Origin of the sequence: Paenibacillus sp. FSL R10-2778, from assembly GCF_038593035.1 — a bacterium.
GTDB lineage: Bacteria > Bacillota > Bacilli > Paenibacillales > Paenibacillaceae > Paenibacillus_AQ > Paenibacillus_AQ odorifer.
Genome location: NZ_CP151956.1, coordinates 4970443 through 4988283, shown reverse-complemented (window position 1 = coordinate 4988283; position 17841 = coordinate 4970443). Strand labels below are relative to the sequence as shown.

At 43.6% G+C, this 17841-nt stretch carries 14 protein-coding genes and 1 other annotated feature; of the genes, 11 read left to right on the top strand and 3 right to left on the bottom strand.

The features are described 5' to 3' along the window. The first annotated feature begins 364 nt into the window (after nucleotides 1–364). The 4 genes from NST40_RS22560 to NST40_RS22545 all read left to right on the top strand — a co-directional run bounded on the left by NST40_RS22560 (nucleotide 365) and on the right by NST40_RS22545 (nucleotide 4413). Nucleotides 365–517, top strand: coding sequence for a hypothetical protein (locus NST40_RS22560; protein WP_342410012.1), 153 nt, complete (start codon nucleotides 365–367; stop codon nucleotides 515–517). Between the two features lie 247 nt (nucleotides 518–764). Next, nucleotides 765–1742 (top strand): ABC transporter permease subunit, encoded by a 978-nt coding sequence (locus NST40_RS22555; RefSeq protein WP_235219484.1) that lies wholly within the window; start codon nucleotides 765–767, stop codon nucleotides 1740–1742. 15 nt (nucleotides 1743–1757) lie between these two features. Continuing rightward, complete coding sequence (locus tag NST40_RS22550) at nucleotides 1758–2720, top strand: carbohydrate ABC transporter permease (RefSeq protein WP_235219483.1); 963 nt, start codon at nucleotides 1758–1760, stop codon at nucleotides 2718–2720. Between the two features lie 94 nt (nucleotides 2721–2814). Then, entirely contained in the window at nucleotides 2815–4413 is a 1599-nt protein-coding gene (locus tag NST40_RS22545) for an ABC transporter substrate-binding protein (protein ID WP_342410011.1), read from the top strand. A gap of 72 nt (nucleotides 4414–4485) precedes the next feature. Here NST40_RS22545 and NST40_RS22540 read toward each other — a convergent pair whose 3' ends face one another. The 3 genes from NST40_RS22540 to NST40_RS22530 are packed head-to-tail and all read right to left on the bottom strand — an operon-like array spanning nucleotide 4486 to nucleotide 8814. Then, on the bottom strand, nucleotides 4486–5769 hold the full coding sequence (locus tag NST40_RS22540; RefSeq protein WP_342410010.1) for an extracellular solute-binding protein: 1284 nt from the start codon (nucleotides 5767–5769) through the stop codon (nucleotides 4486–4488). Between the two features lie 18 nt (nucleotides 5770–5787). Further along, a complete protein-coding gene (locus NST40_RS22535; RefSeq protein ID WP_342410009.1) occupies nucleotides 5788–7032 on the bottom strand; it encodes a response regulator in 1245 nt (414 codons plus the stop codon). A gap of 12 nt (nucleotides 7033–7044) precedes the next feature. Further along, on the bottom strand, nucleotides 7045–8814 hold the full coding sequence (locus tag NST40_RS22530) for a sensor histidine kinase (RefSeq protein WP_076277682.1): 1770 nt from the start codon (nucleotides 8812–8814) through the stop codon (nucleotides 7045–7047). A 346-nt stretch (nucleotides 8815–9160) separates the two neighbouring features. On the opposite strand from NST40_RS22530, the gene NST40_RS22525 reads away from it, so the two are divergent. The 7 genes from NST40_RS22525 to NST40_RS22495 all read left to right on the top strand — a co-directional run bounded on the left by NST40_RS22525 (nucleotide 9161) and on the right by NST40_RS22495 (nucleotide 17824). Then, nucleotides 9161–11392, top strand: coding sequence for a stalk domain-containing protein (locus NST40_RS22525; RefSeq protein WP_342410008.1), 2232 nt, complete (start codon nucleotides 9161–9163; stop codon nucleotides 11390–11392). Between the two features lie 219 nt (nucleotides 11393–11611). Then, nucleotides 11612–12073: a transcriptional repressor gene (locus NST40_RS22520; protein ID WP_036682896.1), complete on the top strand. Its 462-nt coding sequence runs from the start codon at nucleotides 11612–11614 to the stop codon at nucleotides 12071–12073. A 2-nt stretch (nucleotides 12074–12075) separates the two neighbouring features. Further along, nucleotides 12076–12339 (top strand): membrane protein insertion efficiency factor YidD, encoded by a 264-nt coding sequence (gene yidD, locus NST40_RS22515; RefSeq protein ID WP_036682893.1) that lies wholly within the window; start codon nucleotides 12076–12078, stop codon nucleotides 12337–12339. A gap of 40 nt (nucleotides 12340–12379) precedes the next feature. Then, nucleotides 12380–12640, top strand: a binding site (T-box leader). Between the two features lie 47 nt (nucleotides 12641–12687). Beyond that, nucleotides 12688–14700 carry a methionine--tRNA ligase gene (gene metG, locus NST40_RS22510; protein WP_339169033.1) on the top strand — a complete coding sequence of 671 codons (2013 nt, stop codon included), beginning with the start codon at nucleotides 12688–12690 and terminating at the stop codon, nucleotides 14698–14700. Nucleotides 14701–14903: 203 nt separating this feature from the next. Continuing rightward, entirely contained in the window at nucleotides 14904–15902 is a 999-nt protein-coding gene (locus NST40_RS22505) for a zinc ABC transporter substrate-binding protein (protein ID WP_076277679.1), read from the top strand. 34 nt (nucleotides 15903–15936) lie between these two features. Then, the gene (locus tag NST40_RS22500; protein ID WP_342410007.1) at nucleotides 15937–16686 is read left to right on the top strand and encodes a metal ABC transporter ATP-binding protein; all 750 of its coding nucleotides are present in this window, start codon (nucleotides 15937–15939) and stop codon (nucleotides 16684–16686) included. Between the two features lie 334 nt (nucleotides 16687–17020). Further along, on the top strand, nucleotides 17021–17824 hold the full coding sequence (locus tag NST40_RS22495) for a metal ABC transporter permease (protein ID WP_036682884.1): 804 nt from the start codon (nucleotides 17021–17023) through the stop codon (nucleotides 17822–17824). Nucleotides 17825–17841 lie beyond the last annotated feature (17 nt).

Genomic DNA, 17841 nt, shown 5'->3' with positions numbered 1-17841 from the left:
TTTGTTGCTGAGTGGTGAGGTTAGCGTCGCTCCAAGGAATGTTTGGACTTCCGGTCGCTGTTATCCTCAGATTTCTTGATTAGAAACCGCTATTAGCGGTTGAAATCCGAGGATAAAGGCGAACGCTACGCTCCTACAGTTCCAAACTTCCTTTCCGTTCCTTCTCCCTCACCCCTCTTCGTAGTAGTATAGGGGCCGTCCCACACCTGCGGATGTGGGCCTCTCTGGGAACACAAGGACTGATTGCCTAGTTAATCTAAGGCAGAAATTATCAACCAGCCCTTGGCTGTGATGAAGAGAAAAAGATTATCAACCAGCCCTTGGCTGTGATGAAGAGAAAAAGATTATCAACCAGCCCTTAGCTGTGATGAAGAGAAAAGATTATCAACCAGCCCTTGGCTGTGATGAAGAGAAAAAGATTATCAACCAGCCCTTGGCTGTGATGAAGAGAAAAGATTATCAACCAGCCCTTGGCTGTGATGAAGAGAAAAGATTATCAACCAGCCTTTGGCTGTGATAAATGCGATTAAGGTACATAAGCTATGATTAATTAAATTTTTTGCCTCTATTAGAGGCTGAAGAGATGGTTTTCCTCGATTTTCGAGGATAATCGTCTCTTTTTTTATAGAAATATAATATGTTCCCTATACTCCCATAAATTATCATATGTTTTAATTAGAGTGTAAGGAGGATACGCAAAACGTTAGGCAAGCAAGAGTAATTAGGGCTTAAGAATGGGATGATGGAGAATGGGGGAACCAAAAATGAGTGTGACGAATCCTTCCGTCAGCTTGTCAGAAGTAAAGAAACCAGGCAGGGGAAGAACGCCGAATTTTCTTAGAGTAATGAAGAAATATTGGGTGTTCTATTTGATGATGTTACCTGCGATAGTGATTCTAATCATCAATAACTACATACCGATGTTAGGAACGGTAATTGCATTTAAGGATATCAATTACCAAAAAGGGATTCTGGGTAGTGATTGGGTCGGGTTAGCGAACTTCAAATATTTAATCTCGACGGAGACGGCCTGGATCATTACGAGGAATACATTATTGTATAATACAGCGTTTATTATACTGACGCTATTTTTTTCGCTGGCTTTCGCAATTATGTTTAACGAAATGCGCAGCAGATGGCTATCGAAATTCCATCAAAGCGCTATGTTTCTCCCTTATTTTCTCTCTTGGGTCGTCGTAAGTTACTTAGTATACGGCTTTCTGAGTGCAGAGCATGGGTTCATGAACAAGACATTACTCCCGTTCTTTGGGGTAGATCCTATCGAATGGTATTCACAGTCCAAATATTGGCCTGGGATTCTAGTAATCGTGAAGATATGGAAAGAGATTGGGTATACAACGGTTATTTATATGGCCGCTATTATTGGAATAGATAATGAATATTATGAGGCTGCACTAATTGATGGAGCTTCTAAATGGAAGCAGATTCGAAAAATCACACTGCCGCTAATCAGCCCAGTTATTATAGTAATGACGCTGCTGCAGATAGGTAGGATTTTTAACGCAGACTTCGGATTATTCTTTCAGGTTACAAGAAATGCAGGAGCGTTATACTCAACGACGCAGGTTATCGACACATATGTATATCAAACCTTCCTCGCAATCGGTGATATAGGAATGTCTTCAGCCGCGGGTCTCGTTCAATCTGTTGTAGGATTTCTATTGATTTTCTTAGCGAATCTAGCAGTGCGGCGAATCAGTAAAGATGATGCTTTATTCTAAAGGGAGGTGGGAGTGTTGAGCCAGACAGAAACAGCAATAGGGTCGTCACGTCGTACAGGAAAGCGCACAAAACGGCAAAGACAACCCAATGAAATATCTAATATATCTAATTTGCTAATTAATATATTCTTTTGGATATACACAGCGATTTGTGTGGTGCCGCTGATCCTCGTAGTGATTGTATCGTTTTCGGACGAGAATTCCGTTATTCAGAACGGCTACAGCTTTTTTCCTAACAAGTGGGATATTTCTTCTTATGAATTTCTGTTAAAAGATTATTGGCAAATTATCGATGCAGCTTCCGTTTCGTTATTTGTGACTGTGGTGGGCACGATTCTGAGTCTTATCATTATGGCTATGTACGCTTACCCTATCTCACGTGGAGATTTTCCACATCGTAATTTCTTCTCATTTTTTATGTTTTTTACAATGTTGTTTAATGGTGGCCTTGTGCCTTGGTATCTGGTCTACACGCGCATGATGCATATGAAGGATACGTTATGGATTCTAATTATGCCGCTGCTGGTTTCTGCTTTCTTTGTTATCATCTTACGGACCTTTTTTGCCAATACCATACCGCCAGCTTTAATTGAATCTGCGAAGATCGATGGGGCACCAGAATTCCGGATCTTCGTTCAAATTATTTTGCCTTTGTCTATGCCTGTATTAGCTACAGTAGGTTTGTTTCAGACTCTGGCCTATTGGAATGATTGGTACCTTAGTTTGATCTTTATCTCACCCGAAGGTCATGTCAATTTACAATACCTAATGTATAAGACGATGCTGAATGTTCAGTTCCTGACAGCAAGTCCTCAGGCGATGGCTGCCTTGGCTGCACAGGGTGTAGAAATCAATATTCCAACAGAAACGGTAAGAATGGCGATGGCTGTTATTGGTATCGGACCTATCGTGTTTGTATATTCCTTCTTCCAGAAGTATTTTATTAAAGGGCTTACCGTGGGTGCTGTCAAAGGTTAAGGACGATTGTAATGGCTTAATTCGGCCGCTTTATGCTAAGGTGTGAACGGCCGATTCAGCATATATAAATATTTTGAGGGAGGTTATGGTGTATATGAAAGCTGTTAGAAAAAGCGCATTAATGACACTATTGCTAACGATGGTACTGAGTCTTAGTTTAGCGGGTTGCGGTGGGAATAACGGGAATAATGAAGCAGCTTCACCTGCTCCAAGTGAAAATGCAACCGCTACCAATGCTGCTGCTACGGATGAGCCAGCCGCGGATCCTACTGCCGAACCGGCAAAAGAATTGGAGCCTTATACCGTCAAGTTAATTTATGTCGGTGCCGTGCAAAAGGATGAAAAAGCTGTAGAAGATGAAATCAATAAGTTATTGGAACCAAAAATCAACGCCAAATTGGATATCGCACCGATCGATTGGGGTCCATGGGACAATGATGTCAATCTGAAAATTGCGAGTCAGGAAAAATTCGATATCATCTTTACAGCTCAATGGAAGAACTACGTAACGAATGCAGCTAAAGGCGCTTATCTCCCGATTAATGACGATAACGGCAAATATGGTAATCTCCTAAATGAATACGGCCAAGGGATTCTAAAAAATCTGGATCCACAATTCTTAAAGGGTTCCGCGATCAATGGTGTGAATTATGCTGTTCCTACAAATAAGGAGCTGGCTGCACAAGGTGGGGTTGTCTATCGCTCCGATATTGCGGATGAACTGGGCATCGATATGTCGAATGTGAAATCCATCCAAGATCTGGATGCAGTTCTCAAAGTAGTGAAGGAGAAAAGACCTGACCTGACTCCATTGTATTTCAAACAAGGTGAGACCTTTAACTCACAGTACATGGCACAATACGATACCCTTGGTGATGCTGCCATTCCTGGTGTTCTGCTTAAAGATTCCTCAGATACTAAGATTCAATCGATGATTGAGATGGATCGTTATAAAGAGATCATTAAACTTACTCGTGAGTATATGAAAAAAGGTTATATTAACAAAGACGCCGCAGTTGCTACGAATTCGACTCAGGATGCAATGAAGGCTGGCAATGTCTTTATGACAGTGCAATCGCTTAAACCAGGTAAAGATAGTGAGTTGGCTAATGCTACCGGCTTGGTTGGCAAGCTGAAGCAAATTGCATTCAATGATCCAACGATTTCTACAAGTGATGCTGCTGGATCTATGCTTGCAATCTCCGCTTCCTCTGGTGATCCGGCTCGGGCCATGATGGTGCTAGATATTCTGCACACAGATAAAGATATCAACAATCTGCTTGTTTTCGGTATAAAAGGTGTTCACTATGAAGTCGTAAGTGGTGATACGATCAAAGCTACAGATAAAACAGCTGATTATAATACGGCTGCAGCTTGGATGCTTGGAAGTCAATTCCTGAACCCAGTGTGGGAAAGTGAAGCTCCAGACAAATGGGAACAATTCAAAGCCTTTAACTCTAAAGGTAAAGCCTCTGTAGCGCTTGGTTTCAACTTCGATGCCTCCTCAATGAAGACTGAAATGGCTGCTTGTAAAGCTGTAATGGATGAATACGACATTAGTTTGGATACGGGTTCTGTTGATCCTGATACCGTACTGACTAAGTATGCTGATAAGCTGAAAAAGGCAGGGCTTGATAAGATTATTGCAGAGAAACAAAAACAGCTGGATACTTTCCTGGCTGCGCAAAAATAAAGCAAAATGAATTAAAAAAAGGCTCTTCCCGGCAGGCTGATTTAGCCGGGGAGAGCCTTTTTATGATAGTACTTAGCGGAAGGAGCTGTCTATTCGCTTTGCGGCTTGAACAGCAAGGGTCCAAGCCAGTTCAGGAGTTAGCTCGCCTTTTTCAGCTTTGGTCAAGTATTCGAGCATGCTTGTCTCCACGTCAGCATGATGAGGGCCGTAATAGGTGGGAATTACTGCTTTTGCTGCTGACGAAAGGGTCAGACCAAGCTCTGAATTAGGAAAATAAGGATCATGCAGATCGTGGATTTCTGGGTCATCATAGATTTCGGGGGTGGAAGGGAAAGCCCCTTGTACCTTGAAAGAAACCAATTGCTGCGTTGGTTCGGTTAGCCATTTAATAAGAGCAAAGGATTCATCAGGATGATTACCTGTCTTTGGTAAGGTCAGAACGGAGCCTCCGCGATTAGCGCTGTTTTCTGGGATTTGTGTTACATTCCATAAACCGCTGGCAGTTGGAGCACTGCTCTTGATATGACCAATCATCCAAGCCGGACAGAGCATGACTGCAAAATCTCCGTTGAGCAGGCCTGCACCCCAGCGTTGGGTATCCACTGCAATACTGGCGGACAGATTTAGCTTAAGGGCTTGAATTGAGAAGTCCCAGGCTCGTTTGACCGCTGGATTATTGTCGAGGATCAATTCTTGCGTTGTGGGACTGTAATATTGAAGCTTGGACTGACGTAGAAGGGTGAGATAGAGGTTCTCCAAGTCATTTACAAAAGCTTTTCCTGTTCTCTCCTGTACTTTGGTGCCCGCTTCAAGGAATTGATCCCAAGTTTGGATTTCTTTAGCCACTTCCTCTGGTTTAGTAGGGAGGCCTGATAATGCGAATATATCCGTTCGATATAACATGGCATAGGGTCCAATTTCCGTTGGTAATCCGAAAATAAAATCATTACCCAGCACCTCCTGCCACTTCCAATTCAGAAATTGGTCCTTCAGATTGTCAGCTTCAAAGGTTTTTAGATTATAAAAATAATCAGGAAATTGTTTGAAGCGATCTAAATAGCTAATATCAATGGCAGCCACATCCGGCGAACTATATCCAGCTGCGAACGAGGTCTGTAGCTTGGCTGGAAGCTGCGTGGAGGTGGAGGTCTGAATATGAATCTCTAGCTCGGGATGTTGGGATTGATACTGGTCAATGAGCGACTCAAGACCTGATCCAGCAGTGAGCCATATGTTCAGCTGTATCGGGTCTTGTAAAGCGGTATCTTCCTTGGAAGGGGAGAACTGACAACCACTTGTATTAAGTAACAAGCCAAATGTTAATAGGACAGTAACCAACTTACCATTTACATTCAAGAGAAACACACCTCTGCTTTATTTGTTGTGCTTCTGAAATTCCTGAGGAGTCATCCCCATGTATTTCTTGAAAATGAGACTGAAATACGCAGGATCCTTAAAGCCTACTAATTCGCTAACCTCATATACCTTGAGAGTAACATTCTCTAATAATTCAGTAGCTTTTTGAATACGAAGTTTGGTAAGAAAGCTAGAGAAAGGCTCCCCTACATCATCTTTAAACAATCGGCCGAGATACGTTGGATTCATATACAGTTCGTCTGCGATCATTTTGAGGGAGAGATTTTCTTGGAGCCGGGAATTCATAACCTCAATCATCATAGAGATTACCCTGCGCGTTGCCTTTACTTGTAGTTGTTCAGTGAGCTGTGGAGAAGCCGAATGCATGGAGAGGTCTCTGAAAAAGATAACGGATGGCGTACTCTCTTTTTTGACCTGCTGACAAGCTTCCAGACTCTCATGATAGGCGGTTGCGAGCGCCCCCAATTGATAGTGAGGGTTGGAGACCCCTGCACAAAATGGCGATTTCAGAATGCCCGATAGCTTATGCAGCAGCTCTTGTGTCAATACCTCATCAACGCCGTTAGGCTGCTCAAGAGGATAGAATAATAGCATGATGGCTTCCTGCTCCTCTTGAATGCCAACAACGTTGGCGTACAGCGCAAAACATTCTTCTAATATATTAACGACCGCTGCATACATGGCTTGTTCCGACCAGTTCTGGGGCATGCCCACTCCAAGATGGTTTACGGTTACGACTACAAAGGAATGAAAAGGAGGAATAAGTTGTTCTTCAAAATAGGGTAACGGGATGCCGTAAAGAAGATCAGATAAGCGTTTCTCCCGAAGGTTTTTTTCTCTCAGATGCGTTAATTGCCTTTGCTGTTTCTTCAATTGAAGACGTTCATATACGCCTGTTGCGACCTCAAGAATATGTTCTACTGAATTTGGTTTAACCAAATATTCCTTTACACCATAACGGATGGCTTGACTGGCATAGGTGAAATCCTGATAACCTGTGAGCAGCACGGTTTCAGTGTCTGGATAACATTCATGGATATGCTTTGCAAGTTCCAGCCCATCCATACCGGGCATTCGTATATCGGATATCACCAGATCAACCATATGCTCTTTTAACAGTTGCACAGCCTCTAAACCGTTCTCTGCCGAGCCAATAATGCTAAAGTTGTGATTCGCACTTCCCAGCATTTCTGACAGAGAACGGCGAACAAAACTTTCGTCGTCCACGATTAACACATTCATCGTTGTGCCCCCTTAACTTTGATCATACTGTAATGGAACAGTGACCTTCACAAATAAGCCACCCAGTTCGCTTGTTGATAGCTGTAGACCAAATTCCTGTCCGTAGATTAGCTCTATGCGATGATTTAGATTGGATAGTCCAATTCCGGTATGAAGCAGCTTCTCCGGATTAACCTCACCGCCGACTAATGCATCTGCCATACTTTCCTCGCTCATGCCGTCCCCGTTGTCTTCTACAGTTAACACCAAAGATGTTCCTTCACTATAGGCGCGTATGCGAATTAGCCATACTTCCCGAAGTGTGGGTTCAAGTCCATGAGTAATGGCATTTTCGACAAGTGGCTGAAGGGTTAATTTCATAAGCTGGCCATTCATAACCTCAGGATTTACAAAAAGATCAATCTGCAATTTGTCCTCGTAGCGCAGCTTCTGGAGAAAAATGAATCGTTCTAATTGCTTTAAATCCTCCTCAACTGTAACGAATTCGGATCCGCGGTCAATACTATAGCGAAGCAGGTCACTTAGAGCGAGTACCATTTGGGACTCATCCTGCATGCGTTTGTTGGCGAGCGACCAATAGATTGTATTCAAAGTGTTATAAAGGAAATGCGGGCGGAATTGTGCTTTGAGTGCTACGATCTGAGCTTGCTTTTCACTGATTTGTTTGCTGGATAGGTCAGCGATAGTATGATCCAGGTTTTGGAGCATCGAATTATAGCTTGAATATAGGATAGCCATTTCTTTGTTCATGGTTGTTTTTACAAAAGGTAAAGTAGTTCCCCGTTCGACATTGCTCAGTTTGGTTGCCAGATTACGAAGTGGCTTGGATAGGGTCCAAGAAAAAAAGAAAGTAAATAGTAGGGCAGCACCCATCCCCAGCAGGCCAATTAAAATAATATTCCGGCGAATCGTATTTAAATCTTTAACAGCGTCTTTAGAATCAATGTAAGCAAAAACGCTCCACTCGCTATAGTCGGAATAGGCATAGGATACGAACAGATTGCGTGAGTTTATTTTTTGTGGAATGATTCTGGCTTTATGATTGCTGAATTGTTTTAGAAGCCCGTCGTTCATATAGAGTCCAATTTCTTTTGGATCTGTGGAATAGACAATGGTATTAAATGAATCAACAACTTGGATTTTCTCATTTTTTCCAAGGTGAAATTGGCTGACAGCGTTATGGATGACCTCGACAGGGAGAACAAGAAACAGGGTTCCTAACCGGTTTAGATCATTCCAATCATTAATTTGTCTGGCTCCCATCACCACAGGAATATTACCGTTCTGCCATACATCTACACCGAACCAGACCATTCGGCCTTTATTCTGTGCTATAGCCGGAAACCAATAGGCATCGCGGATTTCCTTTTCGCTGTCCCAGATGACCTTTAAGGAACTGCTGTTGGTATACACCTGATCATCGGACAGCCCGAGCAGCTTGAACTGGATGTCAGAGTTTATGGAACGTGTCTGTTGATCTATGTACCGAGTGATTTCCATGGCGTCTGTACGAGGTGAACGTGACAACGCTAAGTCTCCCAAGGTTTCTTGAATCAAGGGACTGAACATGATCGTAGAAGAAAGCTTATCGTTATCCTGAAGAATTGCGTCCATTTTACCTTGAAGTTGCTTTACGGATTCCAGGATATATTGGTTGGAGCGGTTTAGAACAGCTTGAGAGGAAGAACGGTAGGACAAAAAAATGGTAAATCCTACGATGGTGAAGATGATTAGAGAGAAGCCCATGATTAATTGAACGAGGATGGAGATTTTTTTGGACATGTTATCCCTCGCATGTAAAAGATATTCTTCCATACATTGTAACAAAAGCAAATGAAAGCGAATATAGGCAGACGAAAAATAAACATATTTATAGAAAAAATCTCATTTTTTTCAGGGGAAACAGCGTGGTTGTCCAACGTTATTTAATACAGCGTTAATCTTTCTTTACTTAATAATGAAACTTTTTATGGTGGTATGCGTCTAATACTATGTTTGTTATGACGATCGTGGCAAAAGCTTTTTGCCGCCCTACCGTGGGTGGCAGCATTTTGCGGGGAATATAAGAGGAGTATGAAAAAGACAGAGACCTACTTATATTTACAAATAGGAGCAGAGGAGTTATATCATGGATTTGAAAAAGTTAACGTTAGTTGCTGTTTTGGCCGTATCTCAGGCCGCCGCGGCAGTGCCGGCTTTTGCTGAAGCTGTCAATAATACCCCAAGTAATACTACTGTAGTTGGGACAGTTGTTTCAGCTGCGCCGGAGGTAATGCCAGAATCTACTGATCCATTGCCGCCATTGCCGACGGAGACGCCAGGAGGAGTAGTGTCACCGACACCAACACCTACTCCAATTCCTGCAGAGACAGTTGAACCTACGGCTACTGTTGAACCTACAGCAACAATTGCACCTACTGCAACACCGCTTCCGACTGCAACACCTGGAGTTACTACAGAACCTACAACAGATGGTGCTCGTGCTGCGGCTAACAGTCAGCTTATCCTTATGATGAACAGCAACAAAATGTATCAGAACGGCCAGGAATATTTGGCTAATCAGCCTATGGCAGTGAAAAACGGCGTATCCTACGTTTCGATCCGGGCTATGGTAGAACGTGTAGGCGTGAAATACGTTTATGATTATAAAACGAAAGAAACCATTGTTACCAAGGGAAGCGACGTTATGCGCTTTAAGACCGACAGCAAGGTCTATACAGTTAATGGTGTAAAGAAGACAATGAAAGGTCCATCTTACCAATACAAGGGTACTTTCATGGTTCCATTGACATCCATAACTGGGGCACTGGGCATTCCTTATACTGTTGATAATGTACAAAAGCGAGTAATCCTTACATTAAACAACAAACCTAAAGCTTCTTTCACAGTGCCAACTGAAATTTACGCCGGCGAACCTGTGAATTTCGTAACCTCCAGTTCTTCACCAAATGGTATAGCTATTGTGAATGAAAGCTGGGGAGGTAACAAGCAGGATATCTATGATCAACCAGGATATTATGTAGTAACCTATTCCGTAATGGATGCGAATCAACAGTGGAGTGATCCTTACACCATGACCATCACAGTGCTTAAACCTAATACACCTCCAGTTGCTAATTTCACTACAGACAAGGATTCATACAAGATGGGTGAAATGATTACTTATACCGATCTAAGTAGCGATCCTGATGGTGATGAAATTACCGTAACTTGGACGAACAAGGCCGAGGCTTTCTTTACTCCGGGGCCAGCGACAATTGCTGTCCAAGTAAAAGATTCACATGGCGCGATCAGCACGTTTGAGAAAACCGTTAATATTTCGGATGAAATCTTGTACAGTAAAGAAGATTTCAACAGATTATTTGCATCTCCGGGCAGTGTGTTTAGCATCGATGGATCGATGGTCCCTACTTGGCAGCAAGTAGCTTATAATCTTTCTTCCGAGCCTTATAAACTAATTCGCAGCAACAGCCCAGAAACGGTGTATACAGAAGGTGTTACTTATCGTGAGACTTCATTAGGTAAAACACGATTCTTAGTCCACCATAAGAACAACCTGAACATTAATGCGAAGGTTTATGTAATTGCTACGAATAACAATCTGTACCCAACGACGCTTACAACAGAGTATGTTGGATTTGCAGGGCCAAACACATTCCCAGAAGCAACCGGTAAAATGTCTGTAGAACGTTACTGGAAGTCAATGCTTACAAATGAACATTATAAAACGATTGTTCTGCAACCAGGGGAAAGCGTCTCAATTCTGACCGATCTTAACAAAATTGCGATGAAACCAAGTGAAATTGTTTCACTTCAAGCGGACTTATTTAGTGATTATCCAATCGATTATAACGTCATGTTGATTGATGCGAAAAAAGATCCACTGACTACACTTCCAACACTTCCAATTCTGGATCGAGACGGAGTGCATAATCGGGGAACTTACGAAGATTCTACTCGTATTATCACGGTTAGCGATGAGGTAGGGAAAACTCCTGCAAAACTTCTGCTAGGCGATAATTACAGTGATAAGAACCTGGCTGGCGTAGACCCAATGGCAGGTACGGAAGCATCCAATGCCGGTAATTTCGGGGTATTATACAAGATCAGATTCGAAAATGTTGCACCAAACTCATTGATTACGTTTAATCCACGTGGCGGTAACTATATGGGGCCGGTTATGGTTAATAACCAAATCGTGCATATGCCAAGCGTGGGAAGTCTCTCGAATGCTGATATGAACAGTGTGGTTTATCGTAGTGGTGAGTATGGAGGTTCTGTGGAGATTTTATTCACAGCAGCTTCAGGCAGTAACTTGCCGGTCAATTTCCTCATCACTCCACTTCCAGCAAAGAAATAACAGAATAGGAATATCCCTATAAGCTCTATTGGGGAATTATCTACATTAAAAGCCCGGCTGAATATTCCGTCAAGGAATACGCAGCCGGGCTTTTGTGTAAACATAATAATTCAGAGGTGCGTAGGGGTGCTTCATGGTGCTTCATTGACGGGGCATTTATTTTGGGGCATTATTAAGAGAGTGAAATATAAATGAACTGATCTTATGGGAGATGAGCGTATGCTGTCGACAGAACAAATATTAGAAGTCATGTCGGGGCAAGGACTGCGAATCACCGACCAACGCAAAACGCTTGCCCAGTTATTCGGCGAGAATAAGGGATATTTGTCAGCGAAGGATGTATATGAGCATATGGGCCGTAAGTATAGCGGACTTAGCTTTGATACGGTGTACCGCAATCTTCGTGTAATGGAAGAGCTTGGTGTGCTTGAACAGATTGTCTTTGAAGACGGAGTGAAGTTCAAGGGAAGCTGCAATCATCAGGATCATCACCATCATATGATCTGCCTTCAATGCCAAAAGACCTACCCGATTAATTTCTGCCCGATGAATTTAACGGATACACCCGATCAATTCCGGGTAGTCAAGCATAAATTTGAGGTGTTCGGTTATTGCAAAGAATGTGAAGAGAACCGGGAAGAAGAATTAGTTGCAGCATCAGATAAACAAAAGGGACTTTAGAAATGGTGACCCTACGCAGAACGATTCAGGCGCCTATTCGGGTGTATCGCAGGTACATTTCCCCTATTAAACCTGCAACCTGCCGCTTCTATCCAACCTGCTCTGCCTATGCCCTGGAAGCCATTGAAGTCCATGGTCCATTGAAAGGCTCATGGCTTGCAGCTAAACGGATTGCCAGATGTCATCCCTTTCATCCTGGAGGACTTGATCCTGTGCCGCCTCTACAAGATGAATCTGCTGAGAAGGATTCTGCCCCTGCGACTTGACATGGGGCCTTACCATTGGGTATATTCACAAGTAATAGTATGAATTCCGAAGAACGGATAAGTAAATCGTTACGTCCATTACAGAGAGCCGGAATATGCTGAAATCCGGTATGGAGCGTTAGATTGAATATGGTCCGGGAGGAACTGTGTTCGAGCGGGAACTGCAATTGTGGTTCACGTAAGATAACAGCGTGATCCAGCGTTAATGGACAGTTCCCGCGAGGGAACTGGCGAAGCCTGCGCTCTGTGAAGAGACAGGAAATTTGGGTGGTATCGCGTGAGTTATACTCTCGCCCCATTATGGGGGCGGGAGTTTTTTGTTTTTTAATAAGAAAGGATGATTACTGAATGAGTGAGAAAAAAACGTTTTACCTAACGACACCAATTTATTATCCAAGTGACAAGCTACATATCGGACATGCTTATTCAACCGTGGCAGGAGACGCAATGGCCCGTTACAAACGTCTGCGCGGCTACGAAGTGCGTTATCTAACCGGTACAGACGAACATGGACAAAAGATCGAGCGGAAGGCAGAGGAAGCAGGAAAGACCCCTCAGCAGTTCGTAGACGACATTGTTGTTGGTATTAAGGAGCTATGGCGTAAGCTGGACATTTCGAACGATGACTTCATCCGTACTACGGAAGAGCGTCATAAAAAAGTGGTACAGGATATTTTTGATCGGTTGCTGCAGCAAGGAGACATCTATAAAGGTGAATATGAAGGCTGGTATAGTATCCCAGATGAAACCTTTTACACAGAAACGCAATTAGTTGATATAGTGCGTGATGACAACGGTGTGATTACTGGTGCAAAAAGCCCAGATAGCGGCCACCCGGTTGAGCTGGTGAAGGAAGCAAGTTATTTCTTCCGGATGAGTAAATATGCGGATCGTTTGCTGCAATTTTACGAGGAGAATCCAGAGTTTATTTTGCCGGAATCCCGTAAGAACGAAATGATTAACAATTTCATCAAACCCGGACTGGAAGACCTTGCAGTTTCCCGTACAACCTTTGATTGGGGCGTAAAAGTTAAGGGCGACGAGAAGCATGTCGTGTACGTGTGGATTGATGCTTTGACTAACTATATTACTGCGCTGGGTTATGGTTCCGAGGATCGCACCTTGTATGACAAGTTCTGGCCTGCGGATGTACACATCGTTGGTAAAGAAATCGTTCGTTTCCATACGATTTACTGGCCGATCATTCTGATGGCGCTTGGTGAACCCCTTCCGAAAAAGGTATTTGCCCATGGCTGGTTGCTCATGAAAGATGGAAAAATGTCGAAATCTAAAGGTAACGTAGTTGATCCTGTGACACTGATTGATCGTTATGGCTTGGATGCATTACGTTATTACCTGCTGCGCGAAGTACCGTTTGGTTCGGATGGCACGTTCACACCGGAAAGCTTTGTAGACCGGGTTAACTATGATCTTGCCAACGACCTTGGTAACCTGTTGAACCGTACAGGGGCTATGGTTGAAAAGTATTTTGCAGGCGAGATTCCGGCATATGAAGGAAATGTAACAGCATTTGATGGTGAGCTTCAAGCTGCGGCTGAGAATACTTATGCCAAAGTAGAAGAAGCTATGGAAAAAATGGAGTTCTCCGTGGCGCTGACAGCTATCGGAATATTCATTAGCCGCACCAACAAATATATCGATGAGACACAACCTTGGGTGCTTGCCAAAGATGAAAATAGAACCGCCGAGCTGGCTTCTGTGATGAGACATCTGGTGGAAGGTCTGCGTACCGCTTCAATCCTGCTGCAGCCGTTCTTGACACAAACACCAGCGAAAATCTGGGAACAGCTGGGTATTGAGCCTGGTGAGTTAACGACTTGGGATAGCGGTAAGACCTTTGGCCTGATTCCGGCAGGAACAAAGCTGGTGAAAGGCAATCCAATCTTCCCACGTCTGGATGTGGAGCAAGAGGTAGCTTATATTGCCGAGGCTATGGGCGCTGGTAAAGCTGCGGCTGAAGTGGCGGAAGCGGCTGCTCCTGCTGCTGCGGACTCCGAGCCAGTGGAAGAGCATAAAGAGGAAATCGGCATTGACGATTTCGCTAAAGCAGAGCTGCGGGTAGCTCAGGTTATTGCTGCAGAGCCAGTGAAAAAAGCTGACAAGCTGCTGAAGCTGCAACTGGATCTGGGTTATGAACAACGTCAAGTGGTTTCTGGTATCGCGAAATTCTATACACCGGAAGAGCTGGTGGGACGTAAAGTGATTTGTATCGTAAACCTTAAACCGGTGAAGCTGCGTGGGGAGTTGTCCCAAGGGATGATTTTGGCGGCTTCTAAAGGTGACCAGCTAACGATCGCTACCGTGCCGGACAGCATGCCAAACGGAGCAGTAGTGAAATAAGACAATACTGTTGTAGAAATTTTTTAATGAGGTTGCTTGAACAAAGGAATGCTCCTTCAGCCGGGTTGGTTGTGGGAGCATTCCTTTTTTATAAAGGACGATACCGTCTTTCTTCTGAGTGAGGTTTCTTTGTTGACTTATCGTAACGATTACTATTATACTACTAATAGTAAAATTTACGATTTGAGGGGTAGATCAATATAATGGCGGCAATGAAATCACGTATAAGTTTGCTCGTCCTTGCACTGGTACTGGTATTTACACTAAGTGCATGCGGACCTAAGAGCAGTGGAAGTATAGTTGAAGGGAAAGTAAATGTAGTTACAACCTTTTATCCTATTTACGAGTTTGCTAAGGAGATTGGCGGGGAAGATATCAATGCTATTAACCTGCTTCCAGTGGGTGTGGAGCCACATGATTGGACACCGCGCAGTCAAGATATTATCAACACTTCTAAGGCACAGCTATTTCTATATAACGGTGCGGGCTTAGAAGGCTGGGTTCCTAACTTTTTAAAAGGCCTTGATAGCAGCAGTAAAGTTAAGGCGGTTGAAGTAAGTCAAGGTATTGATTATATCATGACCGATGAAGATGACGGGCATGATCATGGGGCAAGTGAGGAAGAGTCTCATCAAAATGAGGACACGGATCATAACAGTAATGCCTCTGGAGACAGCCTGCATACAGACCCGCATACTTGGGTAAGTCCAAAATCAGCCATTGTCATGGCTCAGAATATTAAAGAAAGCCTTCAGTCCGTGGATCCTGAGCATAAAGAAGGTTATGAAGAGCGTTACAATAAGCTTGCGGAACGTTTGCAGGCGTTAGACAGTAAATTCAAAGAGGAGCTTGCTAAGCTGCCCAACCATAAGATCGTAGTATCGCATCAGGCTTTTTCTTACCTTGCCCGTGACTATGGATTGGATCAGCATGCGATTATGGGACTTTCGCCAGACGCTGAGCCGCGCGGACAGGATTTAGTGAAGCTTGCGAAAATGGTAAAAGATGAAGGGATTAAGTATATCTTTTTTGAAGAGCTTGTCTCCGATAAACTGGCTAAGACTCTGGCCGCCGAAGCGGGCGTTTCCACTATGGTGCTTAATCCGGTAGAGGGACTTACTGCGGAGCAAGAGAAGAACGGCGATAATTACTTCACTCTGATGGAGAAAAATTTGCAAAATCTGATTATGGCCTTACAATAATAAGGAAAGTATAAGGGAAAGGCGGTACTTAAGCATGCAATCGGTATCCTTGGACTGCCATCAGCATATCATCGATATACAGGATCTTTCTTTTTCATATGGGGAACAGAAGGTGATATCGAATCTTAACTATAGTGTAAGAGAACGAGATTTCCTTGGTATCATTGGTTCTAATGGTGCTGGTAAAACAACATTGATGAAAATGATCGTCGGCTTGCTTCCAGCGAGCAGTGGTGAAATTAAATTATTCGGAACGCCTGTCCGCAAGTTTAAAGACTGGGAACGGATCGGGTATGTTCCGCAAAAGAATACCTTCAACCCTTTGTTTCCAGCAACGGTGCGTGAAGTAGTTCTGTCAGGTCTATACAATAACAAGAATCTGATCCGCAGAGTATCCAAGGCTCAGCACCGTCAATGTGAGGATGCGCTTGAAGTCATGCGGATACAAGATATTGCGGAGAAAAGAGTAGGCCAGTTGTCAGGCGGTCAGCAGCAGCGTGTTTTTCTGGCTCGGGCGCTGATTAACCATCCTGACCTGCTGATTTTGGACGAACCTACGGTGGGTATTGATGCCGAATCGCAAGCGGGATTCTTTGAATTAATCACGCATATGCATGCTCATCATCATATGACCTTCCTGATGGTGTCGCATGATATCGACATGATTAAAAATTATTTAGGTCATGAGCCCGTGCAGACAAATGGTAAAATCAACTTTTACTCCCGCCACTCACATGATCTCCAGAATTGCACAGAAGAGAACCTGCAGCACACGCTCTCTTAAGTCATAATTAAACTCTGAATCGCAGCTTTCTCTGCGATTAGAGCTATACATAGTGTGTGAGTGTGGAAGTCGGGGACTCAATTCTAGTTGATCTTAATCTTTCTCGTATCTAAGCACCGCCCAGTCTGCAAGCGTGTCCCTTTAGGGACGAAAGCGATCTTTCCCCGACCTAACTATGTTCAGTAACACTAACTCCTACGCTAGTTGCACTTAACGGGTGTCCAGAGGGCAGAGCCCTTGGGGCCTCCCTTGGAAGGGAGGGTTTGGGAGGGATCGAAAAAGGTTTGAAAAAGGCTTTAAAATGGTTTGAGTTTTGTATGAAGGAGAGTTTAAGTTGGAAATACTATTTAGCGATTTTTTTCAGCGGGCGCTTGCGGGCGGACTGCTGATTGGTATAACAGCGCCGCTTATAGGCGTTTTTCTTGTGCTTAGACGATTATCCATGATCGGAGATACGCTGGCTCATGTTACTATAGCGGGGGTGGCACTCGGATTTCTAACAGGATTTTATCCTCTGGGCGCAGGTCTTATCTTTGCAGTGGTAGCGTCCTTCGCAATTGAAAAGCTTCGCAAGGCTTATAAGAGTTATGCGGAGCTGTCGATTGCCATTATAATGTCGGGAGGAGTGGCGTTAGCTTCACTCTTTTTCACCTTAGGAAAAGGGTATAATGCGGATGTAATGAGTTATTTGTTCGGCAGTATTTATACGCTCGATAACACCGATTTGATCGTTGTAGGCATAGTGACTATAGCTGTTGTAGTGGTAGTTTCGATGTTCTTTAAAGAGTTCTTTTTGCTTAGCTTTGAAGAGGATGCAGCAAGTGTAAGCGGGCTTCCGGTGAAGTTGCTTAACATGCTGATCACCATTCTGACAGCACTTGTGATTAGCACAGCCATCAAGATCGTAGGCTCGCTGTTGGTATCTGCTTTGTTGACTATTCCGGTTGCAATCAGCTTATTGCTATCCCGTAGCTTTAAATCCTCGGTCATCCTGGCGGTTATTATTTCGGAGATTGCCGTTGTAGGTGGACTAGTGGTAGCTGGAGTCTGGAATTTGGCTCCCGGTGCAACTATTGTGCTTTTGCTCATATCATTATTGGTATTAACCTTGATCGGTAAAAAGGGATTGCCAGCATAAACAGCGAATTAAGTAAT